The organism is Rothia sp. ZJ1223 (assembly GCF_016900985.1).
Classification (GTDB): domain Bacteria; phylum Actinomycetota; class Actinomycetes; order Actinomycetales; family Micrococcaceae; genus Rothia.
This window is the reverse complement of record NZ_JAFEUT010000003.1, coordinates 158,763-181,620: the sequence shown is the minus strand read 5'-3', so window position 1 is coordinate 181,620 and position 22,858 is coordinate 158,763. Positions and strand designations below refer to the sequence as shown.

At 55.0% G+C, this 22,858-nt stretch carries 18 protein-coding genes; 4 read left to right on the top strand and 14 right to left on the bottom strand.

Annotated features, from left to right (window positions below):
* Nucleotides 1-54 precede the first annotated feature (54 nt).
* The 3 genes from JTP09_RS05090 to JTP09_RS05080 all read left to right on the top strand — a co-directional run bounded on the left by JTP09_RS05090 (nucleotide 55) and on the right by JTP09_RS05080 (nucleotide 2,477).
* On the top strand, nucleotides 55-1,356 hold the full coding sequence (locus tag JTP09_RS05090) for a SufS family cysteine desulfurase (protein ID WP_204877372.1): 1,302 nt from the start codon (nucleotides 55-57) through the stop codon (nucleotides 1,354-1,356).
* A 35-nt stretch (nucleotides 1,357-1,391) separates the two neighbouring features.
* On the top strand, nucleotides 1,392-1,844 hold the full coding sequence (gene sufU / locus JTP09_RS05085) for a Fe-S cluster assembly sulfur transfer protein SufU (RefSeq protein WP_204877371.1): 453 nt from the start codon (nucleotides 1,392-1,394) through the stop codon (nucleotides 1,842-1,844).
* Nucleotides 1,845-2,057: 213 nt separating this feature from the next.
* Complete coding sequence (locus JTP09_RS05080; RefSeq protein ID WP_204877370.1) at nucleotides 2,058-2,477, top strand: adenylyltransferase/cytidyltransferase family protein; 420 nt, start codon at nucleotides 2,058-2,060, stop codon at nucleotides 2,475-2,477.
* Nucleotides 2,478-2,543: 66 nt separating this feature from the next.
* Here JTP09_RS05080 and JTP09_RS05075 read toward each other — a convergent pair whose 3' ends face one another.
* The 10 genes from JTP09_RS05075 to JTP09_RS05030 all read right to left on the bottom strand — a co-directional run bounded on the left by JTP09_RS05075 (nucleotide 2,544) and on the right by JTP09_RS05030 (nucleotide 14,743).
* Nucleotides 2,544-3,044 carry a DUF2505 domain-containing protein gene (locus JTP09_RS05075; RefSeq protein ID WP_204877369.1) on the bottom strand — a complete coding sequence of 167 codons (501 nt, stop codon included), beginning with the start codon at nucleotides 3,042-3,044 and terminating at the stop codon, nucleotides 2,544-2,546.
* 152 nt (nucleotides 3,045-3,196) lie between these two features.
* Entirely contained in the window at nucleotides 3,197-3,811 is a 615-nt protein-coding gene (locus JTP09_RS05070) for a glycosyltransferase (protein ID WP_204877368.1), read from the bottom strand.
* A gap of 30 nt (nucleotides 3,812-3,841) precedes the next feature.
* Entirely contained in the window at nucleotides 3,842-4,291 is a 450-nt protein-coding gene (locus tag JTP09_RS05065; protein ID WP_204877367.1) for a UDP-N-acetylglucosamine--LPS N-acetylglucosamine transferase, read from the bottom strand.
* A 44-nt stretch (nucleotides 4,292-4,335) separates the two neighbouring features.
* A complete protein-coding gene (locus tag JTP09_RS05060) occupies nucleotides 4,336-5,589 on the bottom strand; it encodes a YveK family protein (RefSeq protein ID WP_204877366.1) in 1,254 nt (417 codons plus the stop codon).
* A 50-nt stretch (nucleotides 5,590-5,639) separates the two neighbouring features.
* Complete coding sequence (locus tag JTP09_RS05055) at nucleotides 5,640-7,118, bottom strand: lipopolysaccharide biosynthesis protein (protein ID WP_204877365.1); 1,479 nt, start codon at nucleotides 7,116-7,118, stop codon at nucleotides 5,640-5,642.
* A 3-nt stretch (nucleotides 7,119-7,121) separates the two neighbouring features.
* Nucleotides 7,122-8,420, bottom strand: a complete 1,299-nt coding sequence (locus tag JTP09_RS05050; RefSeq protein ID WP_204877364.1) for an O-antigen ligase — start codon at nucleotides 8,418-8,420, stop codon at nucleotides 7,122-7,124.
* Between the two features lie 20 nt (nucleotides 8,421-8,440).
* Nucleotides 8,441-9,364, bottom strand: coding sequence for a glycosyltransferase family 2 protein (locus JTP09_RS05045; RefSeq protein WP_204877363.1), 924 nt, complete (start codon nucleotides 9,362-9,364; stop codon nucleotides 8,441-8,443).
* 1 nt (nucleotide 9,365) lies between these two features.
* The gene (locus JTP09_RS05040) at nucleotides 9,366-10,109 is read right to left on the bottom strand and encodes a CDP-alcohol phosphatidyltransferase family protein (RefSeq protein ID WP_204877362.1); all 744 of its coding nucleotides are present in this window, start codon (nucleotides 10,107-10,109) and stop codon (nucleotides 9,366-9,368) included.
* A 733-nt stretch (nucleotides 10,110-10,842) separates the two neighbouring features.
* Entirely contained in the window at nucleotides 10,843-13,947 is a 3,105-nt protein-coding gene (locus tag JTP09_RS05035) for a fibrinogen-like YCDxxxxGGGW domain-containing protein (RefSeq protein ID WP_204877361.1), read from the bottom strand.
* A gap of 151 nt (nucleotides 13,948-14,098) precedes the next feature.
* Entirely contained in the window at nucleotides 14,099-14,743 is a 645-nt protein-coding gene (locus JTP09_RS05030) for a hypothetical protein (protein ID WP_204877360.1), read from the bottom strand.
* 458 nt (nucleotides 14,744-15,201) lie between these two features.
* On the opposite strand from JTP09_RS05030, the gene mfd reads away from it, so the two are divergent.
* A complete protein-coding gene (mfd, locus tag JTP09_RS05025; protein WP_204877359.1) occupies nucleotides 15,202-18,843 on the top strand; it encodes a transcription-repair coupling factor in 3,642 nt (1,213 codons plus the stop codon).
* A 70-nt stretch (nucleotides 18,844-18,913) separates the two neighbouring features.
* Here the strand turns inward: mfd and JTP09_RS05020 are convergent, their stop codons facing one another.
* The 4 genes from JTP09_RS05020 to JTP09_RS05005 all read right to left on the bottom strand — a co-directional run bounded on the left by JTP09_RS05020 (nucleotide 18,914) and on the right by JTP09_RS05005 (nucleotide 22,790).
* Nucleotides 18,914-19,306 carry a hypothetical protein gene (locus JTP09_RS05020; protein ID WP_204877358.1) on the bottom strand — a complete coding sequence of 131 codons (393 nt, stop codon included), beginning with the start codon at nucleotides 19,304-19,306 and terminating at the stop codon, nucleotides 18,914-18,916.
* Nucleotides 19,307-19,526: 220 nt separating this feature from the next.
* Nucleotides 19,527-20,219 (bottom strand): deoxyribose-phosphate aldolase, encoded by a 693-nt coding sequence (deoC, locus tag JTP09_RS05015; RefSeq protein ID WP_204877357.1) that lies wholly within the window; start codon nucleotides 20,217-20,219, stop codon nucleotides 19,527-19,529.
* A gap of 27 nt (nucleotides 20,220-20,246) precedes the next feature.
* Nucleotides 20,247-21,941, bottom strand: coding sequence for a phospho-sugar mutase (locus JTP09_RS05010; RefSeq protein WP_204877356.1), 1,695 nt, complete (start codon nucleotides 21,939-21,941; stop codon nucleotides 20,247-20,249).
* 9 nt (nucleotides 21,942-21,950) lie between these two features.
* On the bottom strand, nucleotides 21,951-22,790 hold the full coding sequence (locus JTP09_RS05005) for a purine-nucleoside phosphorylase (RefSeq protein WP_204877355.1): 840 nt from the start codon (nucleotides 22,788-22,790) through the stop codon (nucleotides 21,951-21,953).
* Nucleotides 22,791-22,858: the final 68 nt, after the last annotated feature.

Genomic DNA, 22,858 nt, shown 5'->3' with positions numbered 1-22,858 from the left:
GTAGGTTTCGTGCCGGCAGCATCATGGGAATACAGAGAAGCGGAAGTGTATAGAATGAGCGAAAAGTACCAAGTAGCGGCGGCAACCCCGCTGAATAACGAGACAGTGGAGCGCATCCGTCAGGACTTTCCCATTCTGAACCAACAGGTCTTCGACCATCAGTTGGTCTACCTTGACTCTGGTGCTACCAGCCAAAACCCCCTGCAGGTACTCGACGCTGAACGTGACTACTACCTGGGCAAAAACTCTGCCGTACACCGTGGGGCACACAGCCTAGCAGTTGACGCGACGGACGCTTTCGAGGACGCGCGTGCAACAGTCTCCGGTTTCGTGGGGGCAGCTGAGAACGAACTGGTGTGGACCTCCAACGCTACCGAAGCGCTAAACCTTATCGCTTATTCTTTCGGCAATGCGTCCGCCGGCATTGGAGGAGAAACCGCACGCCAGTTTGCCCTAGAGGAGGGCGACGAAATCGTCACCACCGAGTTAGAGCACCACGCCAATATCATTCCCTGGCAGATTCTCGCCGCGCGTACCGGGGCAACTCTTAAACACATTCCTTTGCTAGAGAATGGCACCATCGACTACGATGCCGCTGAAAAAATCGTCACCGACCGCACTAAGATTCTTGCTTTCACCCACGTTTCAAACGTGCTGGGTTCGGTAACGAATGTTGATTTTATGGTAAAGCTGGCACAGAAACACGGGGCTTTCACCGTGCTCGATGCTTGCCAGTCGGTGCCCCATACACCGGTTAACTTCGAAACCTTGGGCGTAGATTTTGCAGCTTTCTCGGCCCACAAGATGCTCGCCCCGACCGGAATTGGTGCTCTCTACGGACGCAACGAACTGCTAGAAGCGATGCCTCCTTTTCTGACCGGCGGTTCTATGATCACCAAGGTGACCATGACTGAGGCACAGTGGATGCCTGCTCCCATCAAATTTGAAGCCGGTACCCAGCGTGTTTCTCAGGCTGTGGCGTGGGCTGAAGCCGTGCGCTACTTGGAGCACTTGGGCATGGAGAACGTCCACGCGTGGGAGACTACTCTGGGGCAGCGCTTAGCCGAGGGTATCAGCCAGATAGAAGGGGTGCGTTTGCTGGGACCGGCGGCGGGTGAGGAACGCACTGGTCTGGCGTCCATACACGTAGACGGGGTACACCCGCATGACGTCGGTCAGCTACTCGACACTCAGGGCATCGCTGTTCGCGTGGGGCACCACTGTGCACAACCGCTGCACCGTGCCCTTGGCATCACCGCCTCAACCCGCGCGTCCACCTACATGTACAACACCACCGATGACATCGACCGTTTTCTCGATGCGTTGTCACAGGTACGCAACTACTTCGGTCTGTAAAATCTCGTTACTCTTCTCAGCAGAAAAGAAAAACTATGTCACTTGATATGCTCTATCAGCAGATAATCCTCGACCATTCTAAACAGCGATCAGGGGAGGGTCTCACCGAAGCTCAGGGGCTGCCCAGCGCTGATAATCATCAGTACAACCCCACCTGCGGCGATGAAATCAACCTGCGGGTAACCCTCACCGAAGATTGCTCAAAAATCAAAGAAATCTCTTGGGAGGGGGACGGCTGCTCTATCTCTATGGCAGCTGCCTCAGTGCTCTCAGAGATGGCTCCGGGGCGAAGCCGTGAGGAGCTTCAAGACCTCATTGACCAGTTCAGAGATATGCTGCGTAGCCGCGGCACCATTGAGCCCAACGAAGAGGTGCTAGAGGACGCCGCCGCTTTTGCCGGAGTCTCAAAGTTCGTCGCGCGTGTTAAATGCGCCATGCTCGGGTGGGTAGCTGCTGAAGAAGCAAGCAAGGAGGCAGCTCGCTCCTAGCTGTGTAGAGACACCACTGGTTGGGCTGTGCGCTTGAAAAAGTGCTGAATACCGCCAGCACTTATGAGCGCCAGTCACCGCAGACTAGCCCGCCCGTGGCGTACAGTAAAAAACAATACTTTTTCGATAGGCTCGGTAGCACTTGGGGAAGCCGCTACCGTAGCCTTAATACGTTTGACCGCGCTGTACACAGCGCACGCACTGGGGGAATTGATGAATATCGGTTACGCAGCAGGAGCTTTTGATCTTTTTCATGTGGGGCATCTCAATATTCTGCGAGAAGCTAAGAAACACTGCGACTATCTCATTGCCGGGGTAGTTTCTGATGAGATGCTCGAACTCACCAAAGGCCGTTTGCCGGTTGTTCCCCTTGCCGAGCGCATGGAAATCGTGAGCCACATCGACTTCGTGGATGAGGTACGCGCCGAAACGGTAGTTGATAAGTTAGAGACCTGGCAGGACGTCCGGTTCAACACCTTCTTCAAAGGCGATGACTGGAAAGGTACCCCTCGCGGACTTGACCTTGAGCAGCGCTTTGCTGAAGTGGGCGTGAACGTTGTGTACTTTCCGTACACCGCCCACACCTCATCAACGAAACTGCGAGCTGCGTTAGAGGCTCTCAACGCGAAGTAAAAACAACATAGAACAACAAGAAGGGCTTGTCAGCAATGACAAGCCCTTTTTTCTCGTTTCAAAAGATTAGCCTTGGCTAGCAATCCACTCTTCGAGGGAGCGTGCAACCTTGGTCAGCGCTTTACCCGCGAAAGGCTCAGCTGCTTTAGCGATTTTGCCACCCACAAAGGGGATTGATGAGTTGACCTCACCGCTCACAGCAACATTGGTCTTATCACCATCAGCGGTGAGCTTCTGGGTAGCGGTTGCGCTAATGGGCACACCGCCAGCCTTGATGTCGCTGGTAACAGTGCGTGAACCATCAGCAGCAGGAGCTGACACCGCGTCAGTCTGAGTTAGCGAGAGACCCTTAGACACAAACTTCTTTGCCATATCGGGAACACGATCAGCCGGCACACCACGTTGCGCAGTAGCGGTGTAAGCACCTGCGGTGTCTCCATCAACGGAGAACGAATCAAGAGAAATTCCCAAACGGTCCGACACAAAACGCGCGAAATCCTCGCTTGCAAAAGCGGCGACGACCTTCTCCAAGGGCGCGTTCACAACAACGTTCTCTGAAATAGCCACGAGAGTTCCTTTCAACAGGCTAAAAGACTTTCACCCCATACTAACCAAACCTGCCAGCAGGTACAGAGCAAACACGCGTCCATCACCCCACAGCGTACAAGAAAACCCCGCCAGCAACCGGTGAGACCAATAACCAGTGGGGCCTATACCCTCTACTTCTTCATCTTCTGGGCGACAAAACCCACCACAACGTGCGCGAACCTGCGGGCAAAACGGGCAGGCTCTTGTGACCGGTCGATCACCACCATCTCGTCAAGAGCCCGCGTCAGGTTATAGGACGCAACATCCCGCTGCGGCAAGCGAACCTCACCCTGCACCAACTTCGGATCTTCAAGTGCCTGATCCAAAATCTTTTCAAGAGCCTCAGCGCTTTCAACTAGATGAGCCTCACCGTACTCATCCATCATCTTTGAGAACTCAATCTGATGATTATCAACCACCTCATCAAGCTCAGCCACTCGTGGAACAGCCACAGGAATAGCGCCCACCTCTCGCGCGTCCAAAATAGAACCGGGGCCGCCCTGAACCACAACCACCTTAGCCTTGGCATAGAACTTCAACAGCTCAGCGCGTGGCATACGCTCTACACCCTCAGCTACACGTGGGGGAGCAGTAAATCCGTGCTGAAACAGGCAAGTGAGCTCCGGATGCTTCTTCAAATAGGCATCAACCCACCCCACCAGACGATCAAAATGGTGATAATCAGTACCCACCGACACCACAAGGTCATAGGTCCGAACGCCATCGTCCGCTAACTGATCAGACATAAATACAACTTCCTTATATAGCAGGTGACCCTAGAGAACCGCACCGATATTGACCGACTCGGGAAAAGCCTTCTGCTGCTCATCCCACTGCACCACAAACAAATCAGTCATCGGGTAGCACATCCGGGCGCTGAGAGTGGGCATCGTAATACGGTCGTAGGGCTCCATAAACACAGTCTTCATGCCGAGCAACTTTCCCACGATGAAAAAAGGAACAGCAACAGCGGCACCAGACGAAATGATGGTATCCGGGCGTTCCCTGCGCAAGACCTTCCACGCAACCCCCAGATTACGAATCGCGTTGGGAATATTGCGCGTGGTCGGAAAATACGCCCAGTCCACCTTCTCACCGCTCAGCGCAGCCTCAACCTCAGGAAGCCGAAAAGTTACCCATGAACGCTCATGCTGCTTCCAAAACTTATCAAGTGCAATAAGCTGCGCCAAATGCCCCCCAGCACTGGCTACCAATATAATTTTCATATCCCCTGATCCCCTGAAATAAAACCTGTCGATGAGAATGCCCGTTAGGTCAAGAACACCGGCACAATAATGGTGCCCTCTTCAAAAACAGCCGCTTCGAAAAGATCGCGCAAAGCCTTATAACTTGATTCAGCGCTCGCAATAATGAAAATAACGCCTGTGCCTTCAGCCGCCAGCATAAGTTTGGAAAGCTCAGTCTTCGCCGAAGTCTCAACAACCAGCGGTGCTTTAGCGGCAATAACGCGCTTGACCGATGACCCTGATTCAATAGCTTCGAAGGCGGACGCGGTGGCAAAGTTGACGCTCTTAGCGGGCAACACCTGCTTGAGCTGTTCATACACGATGCTGGAAAGACGCGGCTCATTGGAGTGAATCGTAATACCGTTGATTCCACCTGCCGCTAAATCACCCTCGGGAGCACCGATACGACGCAGAGTACGGCGGATGCCTTCTGCCTGATTTGCCGAGGAAACCAGCGACACCGGGCGGTTTGCTATTTCCTCAAAACGGTCAGGGTAAGAAACCTTGGGGTCACGGCGGTCAGCGAAAAAAGCCGCGAAAGCACCGATGAGGCTGCCCGCCACCAAACCAATGAGCAAGTAGATAGGCGTACCGCGAGTCTCAGCCACGGTGGGTGCCGCTGCCGGTGAAATAATACGTCCGGGGTAGACCGAGGTAATTGCAATCTGCGCTTGGCGTTCTTCAAGGGCAGTTTTCGCCGCCTGAGACGAGGTGGCATCAATCTGTGACTCGATGGTTGCCTGGTAACCCTCAACGAGTTTTTCGATATTTTCTGAGCGCTGATCAAGGTAGCTTTGTGCTACTGCGTTCGCCAAATCAGCTGCACGCTGTGCGCTCGCATCGGTCACATAGATGTCCATAATTGCTGTTTGGGAGTGACCGGATACCTGCAAGTTAGCGCGCAAATCGCTGGGCAAAGAGGCGTTACCAGCGTCCACCCGCTCAGCTGCTTCTTGGGTAACAATCTTTGAGCCAGCAATGGATGACTCAGTATCGATATCAACGCGCTGGCCCACCGTTGCGGTGTTATTGGGGTCAGCAGGCAACTGGTGTACCACTAGGGTGGTTTTTGCTTCGTAGCTGGGTTTGACGAACAAACCGAGTGCAGCAGCTAGGAGCATGCACGCGATAATCGCAGCCAAGAAGATCGGCAGGCGGCGCTTCACCTTGCGAAACTGCTCCATGAGTGAGAGCGGCTTGACCGCAAACTCCTCATTAGCGCGTTGAAGATTAGCCGCTCGTAGGCGGGTTGAGTAGGTGGGTTCTGGCTTCGCCATTACTAACCACTCTCCTGAGTCTTGTGTACGTTCATCGTGTGATCTATTTTCTAATGTTTTTTGCGAGAGGTAAGGAAGGAAGCGATACCCAACTTTTTTCTCATTTTAAGTACCAGCAGACCGTAGAGTCCTAGTACAACAACCAGGTGAACCAAAAGCCCCGTGACGTGCTGCCCTACCAATAGGCTCACTAAGCCCGCTCCGCCGCCCACTACCGTAAGGGACAATATGACAGCTGGTGCTAGTTCAGCTACGCTGGCACGGATTCCCCCGTGTTTGAAGACCTGGTAGGCAGCGAGTGACGTATCTGTGAGTACAGCCGCTGCCCATGCGGTCGCCGCACCGGCAAGCCCCCAGGCAGGAATCAGCAGTAGATTCAGCACCAGAGCTACAGCAAGAGATGAGAGCTTGTTATAGAGCTGCCAGCGGGATTTACCGCTCATGAGCAATACCGACTGAACACCGCCAGCTGCTGCTGCTAGCATCATGGCGCTACAGATAATCCAAAAAATGGGGGCGGCTTCTGTGAACTCACTACCGAAAAAACTGAGAAGCGCCGGACCGAAGAACATCATGGTGAGGTAGAAAGGCCAGGCAATAGCCACCAGTACGCGGGTGGTGTTCACAAAAATGGTGCGGGCACGGTCGGTGGCTCCTGTGGCGAGGGAGGCGCTGATCGCCGGGCCGGTCACCATGCGGGCGGTGTGTTCCACCATCGCCCCCACGCGCACGTAGCGGTTAACAGCACCGTAAATACCACCGGCGGCAACGCCCATAAAGGCAGTAATGAGCATAACGTCAATCCATTCAAGAATGGATTCAACGATGGTCGCTACCCCTCGCGCCGAGCTAAAACCCCAGAAGGTTTTCGCGGTTTCGGCAACAATAGCGTCCGCCTGCACGGTATCGGCGGTACGCGGTAGATAACGGAAGACCAAGTAACCGGCAACAGCTAGCACCAATAGAACCGGTAACGACCAGGCAAGAGCCAAGTACACAAAACCTGCGCCAAGGGCTACCACAGCAACAACAGCGAGCAGACGCAGCGAGGGGAGCAGAACGTTCTGCAAGACGGTGAAGGTAACCACCTGCTGAAGCCCGCGTAGCGCCCCGAAGCACAGGGTCATCAAGGCTGAAGCAACGATAAAAGGTGCGGACACGTACAGCACCGCCCGGTAGACCTGCGGCATATCAGGAGTCAGCGCTGGCAGAGCATAAATCAGAGAGCTGCTGGCAATAATGAAGGCAAACAACACAGCAGGAATTACCGCAAACTTAAGCAAGGAACGAACGGCTGAACCGCGTCCCACTGCTACCTGGGCAGAAATAATGCGTACCAAGCCAGTATCAGCGCCGAATACCGCTAGAGAAGTGCCCACGGTCAAAAGCGCCATAATCTGAAAGAAAGTACCTGAACCCTGGGCACCAAAGCCGTTAGATACGACTAACTGCGCCGCAAACGCAGCAACCGCACCGTACATCACGCACAGCGATGCCAGCGCACCGCTTTTCGCAAGAGATTTTGCCATGACTTACAGCCCCTCACCGTAGATTTTGGAGCGCATCATGAGCGAGATGCATAGCATCAATGTAGAAAGCTGCATGATATCCAAGCTGTAGAAAGCAAAGACGCTCAAGGTGACAATCGGTAGCGAGTGAACCCACATACCTGCACTCGACTGCACACGCCAGGTGCTGGCAATCGAAAAACCAATGAAGAGCAAGAAAATGCCCAGACCGACCAGACCAAAACAGAACATTAGCGCCCACATATAGCCTTGGGTGCCCATCGAAACGCCAATCTCATAGTTCATCTTCGAGGTGCCGTAACCAATAAAAGGCGATTTGAGGGTCGCTTCCCAGGTTGACTCGTAGAGTGCTAAGCGTCCGCCCGTTGAATCAGAATATTCCTGACGGCCCAGAATTTGCGTGGCTGCACCCGATAGCCACATGTACAGGGCGGCACCACCAAAGATGAGAATGCCCGAGATAGCTCCTACCCAGCGTCCTTTAAGCGCCTGCCGGAAAATTACGTAGCTGGCAGAGACCCCCAGCCCGATGAACATCGCGCGGTTTGAGGTGGCAATAGCGGGAACCACGGACGCGCACAGCAAGACGGTGAGCACCGCACGGATTCGCCAAGATAGCACGGCAGCGTAGATCGCCATGACCACGGGTGTCAGGAAAGTGTATGCCAAACCCCAGCTATTAGCGTAGGGGAAAGGTGCCGACGGGCGAATATAAGGCTTAGGTGCGCCCCAGGGCATCTGCACCTCAGCCATGGGCGGCATAACGTAGTCGCGCACCAGTTCATTGCGGGTCAGGCTATCGGGCAGAACGTAAGACATCGGGGTGATTAGTCTGGCTTCGGGAAAGAAAATACCCATATAGCCCATGACAACCACCGTCAGCCAGACCACGAAGAGACCTCCCAGCATCGACTGGTTTGAAATTTTCTCTCTCGCGTTCAAAAAGTAGAGAGAGTACACCCCAACATTGAAGATATTGATAAAACGCAGAGCCCACCCCAAAAACTGGCTGGGGCTGTCGAGGGCGACCACACACAGTAGACACCAGGCAATGAGCGCCATCCACAGCCACTGCGGACCAAAGGTAATAATGGAGCGCCGCAGATACATGTACATGAGCATGACCGCAGCCAAAAGGGTGGGTGCAAACTGCATCAGACCCATCGCCCAAATCACCGGAAAGGCATAGAGCAAAACCCACAAAGGCCACGCCGGCAGGGGCGCTAACCGGTAGTTAGCGACCTCATCAGCCAGCCTGGCTTTGCGCAGTTGCGATCGGGAGATAAATACTGTCTGGGGCATAAGAACCTATAAGGGCGGGGCTAAAGACCTCGCCCCGTCTTCTCAACGGCTTTGAGTAAGATATCAGGACTAATGAGACCCCATGCCACGGGCAGGGCAGCCCAAGCACGCAGCTGTAGGGGGTTTCTGCGCAGGGTCGATTGCGCGTACGCCAGCGCCTGGGAACGATTGCCCAGAGCCGCGTGTACGAAAGCAACTTGCCCGGCAATACGTGCAGTACCCTTGGGGGTGCGCTCAAATTCGGGGAATTTTTGTAGAAGGTAGGTGAGACCAGCGGCAATGTTCTGCCACTTACCAGCAAAAAAAGAAGGGCGATCCCACAGCACCAGTACAAGGGGCTCCTGAACCGAATAGACCTCACCGTGACGGGTCGCACGCAGGAGCAAGTCGTAGTCCTCACCGTAGGACGCCGGCAGCAGCTCGTCTACCGCACCAATGCGTCCGCCCTCTACAAGATCTGCGCGGCGATACAGCATTGCCGAGGGGTGGATTTCGGTAATACGAGATACCAAAAAATCATCGAATGAGGCGGTTTCAGGTGCCAGACGCACAATATCTTTACCACCGGAACGCACAGTAATACCTGAAGAGACAGCAACTGCATCAGGACGCTGCTGCCACAGCTCAACCTGGCGCGAAATTTTGGAGGTAAACCAGAAATCATCGTCATCGCAGAAACCCACCAGCTCGCCGGTAGCGGTTTCGATACCGGTGTTGCGTCCGCCTGCCAGACCAGAGACATGGGTATTCTGCACTGTCAGTAGAGAACGGTTGACGGGCACCTCAAGATCACTCAGCGAATCAATCTCGACGTGATCATAGGAGACAACAACCTCAAGGTGACCGGGGTAGTCCTGATTAAAGATTGAGGTGACCGCTGTACGTAGCAGTTCTGGGCGGCTACCAATGGTTGCGATAACAGCTGAAACGCGAGGGTAAGACATCTTAGGCACCTGAGGATGAAAGAGAAATGTACTTGCGGCGCATTGACACCAGCATGGTGAGCAAATTACCGGCAAAAAGCACACCATAGACCACGATAAAACCCAAGCCGAAACCCCAAAAAACAAAAATCCAGCAGAGAGTACCGGCATCCATATGCAGGTTCACAAAAGAACGCAACGGTCCGCCGGTGGGCGGGGCAGCGGTTTTGCGGTTGTTGCGCAACTGCTCAGCAAGAATCTGGCTCATAAAATGACCAACAGTGACCACCGTGAACGCCATCGGTAACCACCATAGCTGCCAGCCGGTGAAAGCCCAGTGCTCGCTGTAACGGACAAAACCAATGAGGACAGCTAAGTGAACTGAGGGCACACGAACCGAATCAACCACGTGATCCAACCACTCACCAGCGGGAGAAGAAGCGCCAGTCACGCGTGCAACCTGCCCGTCAGCAGAATCAAGGGCGTAGCCCAATGCAAAAAGTAAAGCAACCAGAAAACCGGTTACAACCGTGGGCGCAGCAAACAGCAGAACCAAGAGACCAAGAGCAGAGAACCCCGCGCTAATAGCGGTCACACCGTTGGGGGTAATACCAAACTTCACCGCGGCTGCCGCAAAAACACGGGCAACACGACGGTTCACCCAGCGGGTGTAGGCAGGCACTCCAATACCCGGCTTCTGCGCGCTATTGAGCGCCGCCAGCGTATCTTTAAAACCCCGTGGACGCACTGAACGTGCAGAGTTCATACTTTCCCCCTGATGAATCCCCAAAAATCATGCCTGTAGAGCACCGGTGCGGTTGATTCTTCCCCAAGAAATCACTGCGCTCAGTACTGATCTATCTCAAGCGTGTCTATATATTCTAGGTTGTACATACCTCCGTAACGAAATAAAACACGTTTTATGCCCGCCACATCGAAGGTGCCTCTATACCCTGAGCTTTGTGAGGGGGGCGATAGGTGTGTGCAGAGGTTTTATACCTCAGAACGTAGAGGTTATGTGCCCGGAGTGTTCCAGGAGTCTGCGGGAGCCTGGGCGCCCTGACCGTTATCATTTTCAACCCAGTCCTCGCGTCCGATCATGATTCAGCCGCCCTTGGTCTCCTAGTCACAGTAGAACTGATCGGGTGCGTTTATCTAAAGGGATGAAGAGCCAGTAGACATCGCTTTCAGCCTTGGGGTCGTTCTGCTTAAGCTCAAAAATATGAGGCAGCAGCGGCTATCATAGCCCCAAGGTCGCGAGAACAGCGCTGATGCGAAGTGAAAATGGTTTCTTCATGCTCAAGACCTTTCTTTATATACGTGGACTTTATAAAAAATAGTAATGGCGTTTTCCCGCTAAACCTGTGACCTACGCACCCTGTAGTGTGCCCCGTGCACTGGGGTTGCCTTATCCTCAGACACAAACTATAAAACAGGTGCCCCACCCTCAATACTGTGTGGGGGCACCTTCCAGAGGGACTGGAACCTATCTCAAGGCTTTAGCGCCACGATGCAGTGAGCTCCATCGTGTGGTTAGCGGTGCTGCGACGGCGCGCGTGCGAATCGACCGCAATCACATTCTTACCCTGTTTCAGCAGGTGGCTGGGAACCTCAATAACTACCGGGTTGTCGATAGCGAACTGAGTATCCACAGCGAAATCTGCAGGAGTCAGGGGGTAATGCTGGGCAGGTAGGTTCTGGCGTCCTACCTCAACACCGTTGACATACACGGCGACGCCGTCATCTGCGCGGGTGTGAAGAACGAGTTTCTTACCCGCGGGAACGGTAGTAGGCAGGTTGAACTCGTGACGAGCCTGGATTGAAATCGGCATGCCGTAGCGGCCCCGCTCAAGAGTGGTTGCTACACCGGGACCCCAACCAAGGGGCGCAGTGCCGGTCTTCCAACCGGTCACTGAGGTGTTGGTGGTGTACCAGTTCTTGCGCTGCCACTCGTTGATGTCGGTGATGTACTGCCACTGAGCGCCGGCTGCAATCAGTTTGCCCTTGAACGCAGGGTTCACGGCGGGTGCATCAGGAGCAACAGGTGCTGCGGGAGCCTCGGGCTTAGCCTCGTCCTCTACAGGTGCTTCGGGCTCAGCCGGCGCTACAGGCTCTACGTCAGGTTGAGCATCCTCTTCGGGCTTTTCTGCGGGGGCAGCGGGAGCCTCGGGCTTAGCCTCGTCCTCTACAGGTGCCTCAGGCTTTTCTTCGGGAACCACAGGAGTTTCGGGCTGCTCCTCGATAGGAGCTACAGGCTCTGCAACGGGAGCTTCCTCAGCCTTACCTACTGCAACAGCTGCAGTAGATGCTGAGTAGTTACCAGCCTGATCTACCGAACGCACAAAGTAGCGTGCATTATCAAGATGAGCTACCTCGAATGAAGTAGCTGTGCTGGTACCAATGACGCGATCGTTACGCAGAATCTGGTAGGTGAGACCGTTGCCAGCCGAGTTCCAAGTGAGCTTGTCATAGCCGCCCTCGGTAGTAACCGCGAGATTGGCAGGAATAGCCGCGGGAGTAACATCACGCGGGGTGAAACGAGCAAAACCTACGGTCGGCTGGGCACCGTTAGCGCCCAACGAGCGGTTGATGTCGCCACCAACCCACAGGTTACCGTTGGAATCGAAGAACTGCGACCAGACACCGAAGCCTGACTTGCCTTGTAGCAGGGGAGCGAAATCGGGAAGCACTTCACCGGTGACAGCGTCAAAGGCTGTGGTCAAACGAATGGTATGAACGTTGTTGTTTTCTTCCCAGGGGGCACGGTATGAGCGTCCACCCTCGTAAATCCAGTCGCCACAGTGGCAAGCACCGTAGATGACGCCGTCTTTGTAGGTTACTTCCTGGAAGTCGCCGCCGCTCTTGGTAATGGATGAGCTCAGACGCTTGTAGGAGCCCTTCTGGTACTGGGCAATTAGGTGCTCGGCGCCTGCGGTCCATACGTGTGCGCCGGTGTCCTGAACGTCAAACTGGAATCCCTGACGAGCGTTGGCGGTGGTGCCGTTGGACAGCTCCCAGTCCCAACGAGTGAGGTTCTTGCCGTTGGTGGTGTTTAGCGCCGCGAGCTTCCAAGCCCATGCACTGTGGTTGGTTGAGAAGTAACCTGCAACGTGAACACTCTGACCATCTTCAGCGGCTGAAATGCCGTTGACGGTGCCATTGAAGTTGGGACGCCAGCTCCAGTCGACGCTGCCGTTGGTGAGGTCGAAGCGGGCGGCGTTGCGCGAGAAGGCGTAGGTGCCTGAAGTATCACCCTTAACGTGGGTGAAGGTGCCACCGACGTAGAGGTAATTTCCTTGTACTTCAAGGGTCTTTACCTGAGTCACACCGGATGCGCCGCGGTTGGCGATATCCCAGTCCCAGGTAGTATCAATCTGCCCGGTTGCGGGATCAAAAATAACGAAGTTGGTGACGGGGGTGCCATTAGCGCGAGTGAAATCGCCGCCAACAGCGAGCTTGCCACCGGGCAGAGCAGCCATGGTCTTGACCTGGCCGTTGAGCTTGGGCATGAAGGTGCGCACCAGCTCGGTGGAGTTCACATCGAAACCAGCGATGTAGGACTGGTTGACGGTCTCACCGTTTTTTGATTCGAGGTGCTTGAAGTCACCACCAATGAAGACGGTGTTGCCTACCTGGGTGATTGCCTGAACATAGGAGTTCATCTCACCGGTAGCACCGCTGCCGGTTGCATCTGAGGTGCGCCAGTTCCACGCGGAGGTGAAGCTGTTGGGCAGTGCGCGCCTCTGGGACTCGGGGGTACCGGCATCAGCAATAGTTGTAAAGTTCAGGTTCTTCTGGGTGAGCTTCGGGCGCAGGTAGACCTGGGTGAAGCCCAAAGGAGAGTGCTGGTTATTACCCTTCGACCAGTGGTAGGTTTCAGCATTGTTGTTGCCGCGCACCAGGTTGCCGAAAGCGAAGCCTAGCTTCCAGTTGGTTTCGCTACCTGCTGTGAACTCTAGACGCTTGTAACGGGGGTCGAAGTTGGCGAGGCTGCCGTAGGACATTCCGAACCGGCCGCTTGCTGAAAGAAAGTTTGAGGGGGCGTTAAAGCGGATATCCTGCCATTGAGCTTTAGCCCGCAGAGCCCAGCTCCAGTCTTCCTGGGAGGCACGCTTAGCGTAAACGTTCTGAACCCCGGTGCCGTTGGGGTTGAGAGGGCGCGCGAAACGTACACCGTCTGCCAGCTGGTTAACGGGCTGGTCGCCGAGCAGGGCGTCCACGGTTTCTGAGGGAAGCTGAATGGGAGCGAAAGCATCAGTACCGTCGGGGTTATTTGCCATGTCGGCGGGCTTGCCCTTGCCGGTGTATTCCTCTGTCCAGCCTTCGCGTCCTCGGCCAATCATGACCCAGCCGCCGCCATCAGTTTCCTGATCGCAGTAGAACTGCTCAGGTGCGTCCATCTGCGGGGTAAAGAGCCAGTAAGCGCCTGAGGACGCTTCTGGGTTCTTCTGCTTGATTTCCCAGCAGGACGCGGCAGCGGTAGCGCTGCTTGAACCGTCGGTTGCCGCTTCGGCGTTGTCAGCGGTAGCCAAAGGTAGCAAAGTTGCTACGCTCACTACCGCTACAGCGCCCGCCGCAATTTTAAAAGGGTTACGGAATTTCATGGTGAAAGATAGCTTTCAGTACGGTGGGTGCAGGTACCGCTAGAGAACAAGACGCAGGTGACCTGAGAAAACCCAAAAGAGAAATATAAAAGGTGATATGAAGCTAAAAGTTCCTAGTGCTGCTTCTGTGATTTGAAGCTGACCAGGGGCTTTAGCAGTCGGGATTATTGGGGAACTCGTGGCTGGAAATTTTCCAGGTTCCGTCAACTTCGGTGAGAGTAAAGATATTCAGCGAGCGTTTTGAGGCGCCTGAATCGTTGAGAACATTGCCCGCGCTGTCTTTGACAACAACATCGGAGGAATCGAGACAGACCTCAAGCAATTTAGCGGGTTCGCCGTTGTACTCACCGTCTGTAAGTTTGGGTTCGCCCACAATGGTTGAGTTGCCTTTTTGTTCCCAACCGTTGAGTCCGTACTCCAGAGCCTGAGCGAGAAACTCATCGGCGGCGCTACCGGTAGCAATCTGGTGTACCCGGTCTTGGGAGGTGGCGCTGAGCTCTGCAAACCTGTCTTTATTCTCGGGTGCAGATTCTGCGGAGCCTCCATCGTTTTCTTCGGCTTGGGGCTGCGCCATTTCTAGCTCAGCGAGAGTTTGCTCAAAGGAATTGTAGAGCTCTTCTGTCTTAACAACTTCTTCGGCGTTAGCTTTAACCTGCGGTGCAGACTCTAGTTTTTCTGCAACCTTGCTGTTAGCAACAGGTGCTTCTGAAGGTGTTTCAACGGTTGACTGCGGACTGACAGAAGCGTCCGCACCAGTATCATTTTGACCGCCGGAACAGCCCGCAAGAGCGAGCACGGCTATAACCCCTAGCGAGGCTATTCTTGACACAGTTGCAGCGCGCGAAGGTTGCAAAAACCTAGCACTGCCCAGCATACGCTGTGACATAAACTATTTCCCCTAATAATTATTTGTTTCACCACAGATTATTTGAAGCTGACACCGACACCTGATGTGTGAAAACCAGGCGGTGAATCTCAGCTTCACCCCTAAAATCTGCGTTGAAGAATTCCCTAGAGCACTATGTTAACCGGTTGTGGGTACGAAACAAAGCACTAAAAAGCCCACAAATCTGTGATAAAGGTCTTCTGCACCTTTAGATTTCTCGTAGGTAAGAACTGTTTTTAGCCCATAGCTGTTTTTGATGCTTCTGATCTAATCGCCACTGCCTGGTGGAGGCTGGCAGGTAGAATCAGTACCGTTATTATTTCACCGCTTCTAACCGATCCATCGCCACTTTTGTAAAGGTAGAATCCATGACTTTGCACGGTCTTCTCTCGCTACTGCACACCGATGAACGCTTTGGGATGCTGGCGCAACGGGCAGCGCGTCCGCTGGCTGAGCGTGACGATGATTTAGTAATTGGTGCGGTGGACGGTATTCGCCCCGCTTTGACTGCCGAGTTCGCCCGCGGGGTGCGAGCGTCCACCGGGGCAACGGTGCTGGCTGTGACTGCCACCGACCGTGAAGCTGAAGATCTTGAGGCAGCTATTGCCTCCTATCTTGATAAAGAACTGGTAGAGATCTTCCCTGCGTGGGAGACGCTGCCTCACGAAAGGCTGTCGCCGCGCAGCGATACAGTGGGGCAGCGCCTGAAGGTGATTCGTGCTCTGCACTCACCGAACCGCCCGGCCTTAGTTATCGCCCCGGTGCGCGCTCTCTTGCAACCAATCGTCACCGGTCTTGAGAAGATGCAGACCGTTGAACTGACCGTGGGCGAAGAACAAGATTTCGATGGGGTAGTCAAAGCCCTCGCCCAAGCAGCCTATTCCCGCGTTGACCTCGTCTCTAAGCGCGGCGAGTTTGCGGTGCGCGGTGGTATCCTCGATGTTTTTTCGCCGGTGGAAGACCACCCGGTGCGCATCGAATTCTTCGGGGACGAGATAGAGAACATGCGCTGGTTCTCGGTAGCAGATCAGCGCACTATCACCTCTACAACTGCTCCCACCTCTCTATCAGCCCCGCCCTGCCGTGAGCTGTTGATTACCCCGCAGGTGATGAGCCGTGCCGCCAAACTTAAAAACGACTTTCCCGGCGCAGCCGCCATGCTCGAAAAAATCGCCGGTGGCATCTACGTTGAGGGCATGGAGTCGTTGACCCCGCTCCTGGTGGATGAGATGACTACCCTGCTTGAGTTGATGCCGGAGGGCTCTCTGCCGCTGATTTTTGAGCCCGAGAAGGTGCGCTCGCGTGCCCATGATTTGGTGGCAACCAACGAGGAATTCTTGTTTGCGGCTTGGGAGTCAGCTTCTGACGGGCAGGACGCACCCCTGGACTTGGGTCAAAACGGTGGGGCTTTCGCCTCCGGCGGGTTTAGAACTATCGCTCAGATGCGTGCTCTTGCTTTTGAGCAAGCAATGGGCTGGTGGTCTTTTACTGCCTTGGGTGTTGATGATGAAGGCGACCATGATTCTTCGGTCTTTACCTACTCCGCGCGCGTTCCCCACTCTTTTGCAGGTAATGTGGGCGATTTGCTAGATGAGGTGGGACGCAAGGTTAAGGACGGGTGGCGCATCGTGGCTGTCACCGACGGCACCGGTCCCTTACAACGCCTCAGCGAGCTTTTTGCTGAGGCTGAGATACCGGCTGCCCGTACCGATGACCTGGTGGCAGAGCCGTCGGCTGGCATCATTGAACTCACTACCGCTGCCGCGGGCAAAGGCTTTATGCTCGATGAACATAAAATCGGGTTGCTCACTGAAGCAGATATCTTGGGTAAGGTCAGCCCCTATACCACTCGTGACTTGCGCAGCGGTAAACTGCCCGTGCGCCGCCGTAAAAAAGCCGTTGATCCCATGAGCCTCAAAGCTGGCGATTACGTGGTACACGAGCAACACGGTATCGGTCAGTTCATCGAAATGACCCAGCGCCCCATCGTGGGGGCTGTAACCACACCGGGTCAGCCTAAACCCATGAAAGAGTACCTGGTCTTGGAATACGCGTCCTCAAAACGCGGTGCCCCCAAAGACCGCCTCTTCGTGCCAACTGACCAGCTCGACCAGGTCTCAAACTATGTGGGCGGTGACGCACCTACGCTCTCGAAGATGGGCGGTAGCGACTGGGCAAAAACCAAATCACGCGCTCGCAAGGCTGTTAAAGAAATCGCAGCTGATCTGATTCGTCTTTACTCAGCCCGTCAGGCTTCGCGCGGGCACGCTTTTGCCCTTGACACCTCCTGGCAGCGAGAGCTTGAAGAGGCTTTTCCCTACAATGAAACTCCTGACCAGCTTTCGGCTATTAACGATGTCAAAGCCGATATGGAACGCGAGGTTCCCATGGATCGTTTGGTTTCAGGCGATGTGGGCTACGGTAAAACGGAAATCGCGGTGCGTGCTGCTTTCAAGGCGGTGCAGGACGGCAAACAGGTAGCGATTCTGGTGCCCACCACCTTGCTGGCACAGCAGCACTACGAGACCTTTACCGAACGATTCTCTGGTTTTCCCGTGCGTGTTGCTGTGCTCTCACGCTTTCAAAAAGCAAAAGAGACCAAGGAAATTCAAGAGGGCATCACCAACGGCTCTATTGATGTGGTGGTGGGTACTCACCGTCTGCTGTCAGAAACAACCCAGTTTAAAGATCTGGGCTTGGTCGTTATCGATGAGGAACAGCGCTTTGGTGTTGAGCATAAAGAAAAGCTGAAGACCATGCGTACTAATGTTGATGTGCTGGCGATGTCGGCTACGCCTATTCCCCGTACCTTGGAGATGTCGCTGACGGGCATCCGCGAGACATCTACCCTTGCCACCCCGCCGGAGGAACGTCACCCCGTACTCACCTATGTGGGTGCTAAGACGGAGAAGCAGATCACCGCAGCCATTCGTCGTGAGCTGATGCGCGAGGGGCAGGTTTTCTACGTACATAACAGGGTGTCTTCCATTGAGCGAACCGCCGCTGAGATTCAGCAGCTGGTTCCCGAGGCCCGTATTGCGGTGGCGCACGGCAAGATGAGCGAGTCGCGTCTTGAGCAGATTATTGTTGATTTTTGGGAGCGCCGTTTTGATGTTCTGGTGTGTACCACCATTGTTGAGACGGGCCTCGATATTTCTAATGCCAATACCCTGATTGTTGATGGTGCGCAGAACTACGGTCTGTCACAGTTGCATCAGTTGCGCGGACGCGTGGGGCGCGGTCGCGAGCGTGCTTATGCCTACTTCCTGTATCCGGTGGATAAGCCCCTGGGCGAGGTTGCCTTGGAGCGTCTGAAAGCGGTGGCTGCTCATAACGAGTTGGGCGCGGGTATGCAGCTGGCGATGAAGGATCTTGAGATTCGCGGTGCAGGTAACTTACTCGGTGGTGAGCAGTCCGGTCATATTGCCGGGGTTGGTTTTGACCTCTATCTGCGGCTGGTGGGGGAGGCTGTGGCTAACTATCGCGGTGATGATACAGAGGCTGCACCTGCTGAAGTGAAAATTGAGCTTCCGGTCAATGCCCATCTGCCGCATGAGTATGTTTCATCTGAGCGGCTGCGTCTGGCTGCCTACCGTGAAATTGCCCAGGCTACCAGTGAGGCAGCACTGGACGAGGTGCGTGAAGAACTGATTGACCGTTACGGGGCTGTACCTGAGGAGCCTACCGAAAACCTCTTTCAGGTGGCTCTGCTGAGGATTGCCGCCCGTGAGGTGGGGGTGCGTGAGATTCAGCTGATGGGCACCAAAGTGCGGGTTTTCCCGGTAAACGATTTGCCGGAATCTCGCAAAATGCGTTTGGAGCGAATGTACCCCGGCGCGCTGTACAAGCAGATTCCCGGTACTGAGGACTGGCAGATTCTGCTACCTCGCCCTAAGACCGCCAAAATCGGTGGTAAGGATTTGGTCGACCGGGAAATCTTGGACTGGACGCACAGTTTCATTGACTTGATTCTGCGTGAGAAAGCACCGGCGACAGCACCCTCACACTAGCGGGCAAAAAACCGGGCGGGTTGTTTGAACAACCCGCCCGGTTTTTATAAATGTAGAACTGCGTGATGCGTTAGCGCATTGCAGGGGTCACGCCATCGGTTTTAGCGTGGGTGGTCTTAGATGGCAGCAAGAGGGTCGGAATGATGAAGGTCAGACCGTAAAGAAGGATGCCGCCGGTGAACCAGATCCAACCGCCCTCGGGATAGGTGCCGAAAGCCCACAGCGAGCCAAGCAGAATCGCCATGCAGACAACGAACATGACGATGCTACCGCCCAGGTCTTTAGTACCTGAGTAGTAGGGGTGACCGCCGTTGAAGTAGTCGCCCTCCTGCACACCCAGGGTCTCCACGTTGGAGCGCTTTTCAGCTTCTGATTCATTGGTGTGGTGGGTGCCCGCAGCTGAGGCTGTGGTGTGGGCTGATGCGTTGGCGCTGCCTGCGCGTACGTGCTCTGCTGAAGCCATGAGAGGTACCTCTTTACGTGTGTGCTGCGGGCGCAAGGAAGCCCACAAAGAAAATTGTGCTTGGTTACAGTATAGGGGTTGATCGGCAAGAAACTAAAGTGTGAACCGCGCTAATCACGGTGATGACTCGTTGATCGGTGGTGTAGAGATGCGGACGTGCCGGGCTGAGGGTAGCCCGGCGCGTCCGTTTACCGTGTATAACCTGTTGTAACGGTGAATCTTAGTAGGTGTCGTCTGCAGTTGCTGCGCTGGCACCGATAATTTCAATGCCCTTAGACGCACCGATGCGGTTGGCACCTGCCTCAATCATGGCGAGCGCCGCTGCACGGTCGCGAATACCACCGGATGCTTTCACTCCGATGTCGGGGCCAACGGTTTCGCGCATGAGCTTAATATCTTCTACGGTTGCCCCCGCTGAGGAGTAGCCGGTAGAAGTCTTGACGAAATCAGCGCAGGCTTCAACAGCTGCGGTGCAGGCGAGAACTTTCTGCTTATCGGTGAGGTAAGAGGTCTCGATGATGACCTTCAGACGAGCACCTCCGGCGTGGGTTGCCTCGGCTACGGCGCGGATATCTTCAACCAGCGCATCCTTATCTTCTGCGATAACGGCGGCAATGTTGATGACCATATCAACTTCGCGTGCGCCGGCTTCAACGGCGGTCTTTGCCTCAAAAGCTTTGACTACCGGTGCTGATGCGCCGAAAGGGAAGCCAACAACGACGCAGGGCAGAACCTCAGAGCCTTCGAGAGCCTTCGCCAGCACCGGTGCCCACACGGGATTCACGCAGACCGAGGCGAAACCGTGCTCGCGTGCTTCATCGGCAAGACGCAGTACGTCAGCTTCAGAAGCGTTGGGCGCTAAGATAGTGTGGTCAATCATGGCAGCCAGTTCGGCTGATGAAAATTCAGTCATGAGATCTTCCTTCTTTAGTGTTGTTCGTCAAAGTCCTAGCACCGCTGCTAGGTCTTCTTTGATACGAATCAGCTGCTGGGTGGCAGCTAGACGGGTGTTATCGAGGCTGGATTCAACGGGGGTAACTACCTCGATGTAGCACTTGAGCTTGGGCTCGGTGCCTGAGGGGCGTACGATGACGCGGGTGTTGTCCTCGGTCAAGAACAGCAAGCCATCGGTGGGCGGCAGTTGCTCAGAGCCCTTCGCGAGGTCGCGATATTCAACGACGCGCGAACCGGCAATCTCTGTGGGCGTTTGAGTGCGTAGGGTCATCATCATCTTCTGAATGAGACTCAAATCCTCCACTCGCACTGAGAGCTGGTCAGTGGCGTAGAGACCGTACTCGGTGGCGATATCCGCCAGTACCTGGGCAAGAGAACCGCCACGGTCTTTGACGTCCTGGGCGAAATCTGCCATAACCAGTGCCGCAGAAATGCCGTCTTTGTCTTGCACGCGGGCAGGATCAATACAGTAACCCAGCGCCTCTTCGTAGCCGTAGGTCAGGTTCGGAACACGCGAAATCCATTTGAAACCGGTCAGTGTCTCGCGGTGTTCCACCCCGTTAGCAGTTGCCATTGCGCCCAAAAGACGCGAGGAGACAATGGAATTAGCGAAAACAGCCTGAGAGGGGTCTTGAATTTTATTGAGCATAATCGCCCCAAAAATCGCACCGACCTCATCACCGCGCAGCATCCGCCAGGCACCGGCGTCCTGAATAGCAAAAGCAGCGCGGTCAGCATCGGGGTCATTGGCAATCATCAGATCGGCGTCGACTTCCCGAGCAAGCTCTAGAGCCAGATCGAGTACACCGGGCTCTTCTGGGTTGGGGAAGGCAGCGGTGGGAAAATCGGGGTCTGGTTGTGCCTGAGCTTCCACTACATGAACATCGCTGAAACCCGCCTGGTTCAAAACCTTGGTCAGGGTCTTACCACCGACACCGTGAACGGGGGTGTATACAATCGACAAATCGCGCGGACGGGATTCTTCAAGCTCACCCACCATCTTCGCGTAGTCATCAGCGATACTGGTACCAAAAATCTTCCAGCCGTTTTCAGCTCGCTCGATGGACTGGGCTGAGGCGCGGGTAATGCAAGCGGCGATATCAGCATCGTAAGGCGGAACAATCTGGGTACCGCGCTCGCCCTCGCCTACGGCTTTGCCACCTAAGTAGACCTTGTAACCGTTATCGGCTGCAGGGTTGTGCGAGGCAGTAACCATTACGCCGATTTCAGCGTCGTACTCTTTGGTTGCCCACGCCAGGACGGGGGTGGGCAGGGGAGCGGGCATAAGGGTAGTTTCAATGCCGGCAGCCGTAAAGACCTGCGCGGTGAGCTGCGCGAAAATATCGGAGTTGTAGCGAGCATCAAAACCCACCACGGCAGTAATCTTCTGCCAGTTTTCTTTCTCCGCGCGCTCTGTGGCGTAGAGCGCTAAACCAGCGGCTGCCCGCGATACGACAACCTGGTTCATGCGCATGGGACCAGCGCCCAACTCAGCACGCAAACCGGCGGTACCAAACTGCAAAGTGCCCGAAAAACGCTCGGCAAGGTCGCGGGCGGCGGGTGAATTCTCATCAGCTTCAGCCGCTGCTATCAGCTCTGACAGCTCAGTGCGAGTGACCTCATCAGGGTCAATCTCAACCCACGTGCGAGCGTCCGTGAGTACCTGAGAAAAATCAGTCATCATACCCTCCTAGAGCTTGCCCACAATATCAGCAAGAAGACGTGAAATACGCGGGCCCGCGTTCCTACCAGCTTCAAGAACTTCCTCGTGGTTCAGAGGAGTTTCCTGAATACCAGCTGCCATATTGGTGACCAGCGAAATACCGAAAACCTCAAGACCGGCAGCGCGGGCAGCAATAGCCTCTAACGCAGTAGACATACCCACCAAATCAGCACCCCAGGTGCGAGCCATCTTAATCTCGGCCGGAGTCTCGTAGTGCGGGCCGGGCAGCTGTAGGTACACACCCTCTAGAAGGGTGGGGTCAATCTCGCGGGCAATGTCGCGGATGCGCAGGGAATACAAATCGGTCATATCGACAAAATGTGCGCCCTTGAGAGGAGAGGTGAAAGTTCCGTTGATATGATCCGAAATCAACACCGGCATACCCTCATGGAAACTGGGGTTGAGACCACCGCAACCGTTGGTAAGAATCATGGTTTTAGCACCCAGAGCCGCAGCGGTACGAACGCCATGCACCACCGCATCAACGCCGCGTCCCTCGTAGTAGTGGGTGCGGGCACCAATAACCAGCGCGCGCTTGCCAGAGGGCGTCAGAATTGAGGTGAGAGTGCCGGGGTGACCTGCAACAGCTGCCTTGTGAAAACCGGGAACCTCATCAGCAGAAAGAACATGGGTAGCCTCACCGATCAGTGAAGCAGCTTCACCCCAGCCAGAACCGAGGGTCAGTGCAATATCGTGCTGCTCAACGTCGGTCGCTTCAGCGATGAAGGACGCCGCCTCACGAGCAGCAGCAAGAGCCGGGTGCGCGGGATCGTTCGTTGCCAGCGCAGAGAAATCAGAAGTAGTCATACCACCAATCTACCAAAGACACCTAGCTTGCATCGATGATTGGTGGAACCCTCAACGCATCTCGCCAG

Bases quoted from the DNA above. Each gene is read 5' to 3' on its own strand.
- sufU (WP_204877371.1), top strand. From the start codon at position 1,392: ATGTCACTTGATATGCTCTATCAGCAGATAATCCTCGACCATTCTAAA.
- JTP09_RS05040 (WP_204877362.1), bottom strand. From the start codon at position 10,109: ATGAACTCTGCACGTTCAGTGCGTCCACGGGGTTTTAAAGATACGCTG.
- JTP09_RS05090 (WP_204877372.1), top strand. From the start codon at position 55: ATGAGCGAAAAGTACCAAGTAGCGGCGGCAACCCCGCTGAATAACGAG.
- JTP09_RS05070 (WP_204877368.1), bottom strand. From the start codon at position 3,811: ATGTCTGATCAGTTAGCGGACGATGGCGTTCGGACCTATGACCTTGTG.
- JTP09_RS05010 (WP_204877356.1), bottom strand. From the start codon at position 21,941: ATGACTGATTTTTCTCAGGTACTCACGGACGCTCGCACGTGGGTTGAG.
- JTP09_RS05035 (WP_204877361.1), bottom strand. From the start codon at position 13,947: ATGAAATTCCGTAACCCTTTTAAAATTGCGGCGGGCGCTGTAGCGGTA.
- JTP09_RS05050 (WP_204877364.1), bottom strand. From the start codon at position 8,420: ATGCCCCAGACAGTATTTATCTCCCGATCGCAACTGCGCAAAGCCAGG.
- deoC (WP_204877357.1), bottom strand. From the start codon at position 20,219: ATGACTGAATTTTCATCAGCCGAACTGGCTGCCATGATTGACCACACT.
- JTP09_RS05055 (WP_204877365.1), bottom strand. From the start codon at position 7,118: ATGGCAAAATCTCTTGCGAAAAGCGGTGCGCTGGCATCGCTGTGCGTG.
- JTP09_RS05045 (WP_204877363.1), bottom strand. From the start codon at position 9,364: ATGTCTTACCCTCGCGTTTCAGCTGTTATCGCAACCATTGGTAGCCGC.
- JTP09_RS05020 (WP_204877358.1), bottom strand. From the start codon at position 19,306: ATGGCTTCAGCAGAGCACGTACGCGCAGGCAGCGCCAACGCATCAGCC.
- JTP09_RS05065 (WP_204877367.1), bottom strand. From the start codon at position 4,291: ATGAAAATTATATTGGTAGCCAGTGCTGGGGGGCATTTGGCGCAGCTT.
- JTP09_RS05060 (WP_204877366.1), bottom strand. From the start codon at position 5,589: ATGGCGAAGCCAGAACCCACCTACTCAACCCGCCTACGAGCGGCTAAT.
- JTP09_RS05005 (WP_204877355.1), bottom strand. From the start codon at position 22,790: ATGACTACTTCTGATTTCTCTGCGCTGGCAACGAACGATCCCGCGCAC.
- JTP09_RS05080 (WP_204877370.1), top strand. From the start codon at position 2,058: ATGAATATCGGTTACGCAGCAGGAGCTTTTGATCTTTTTCATGTGGGG.
- mfd (WP_204877359.1), top strand. From the start codon at position 15,202: ATGACTTTGCACGGTCTTCTCTCGCTACTGCACACCGATGAACGCTTT.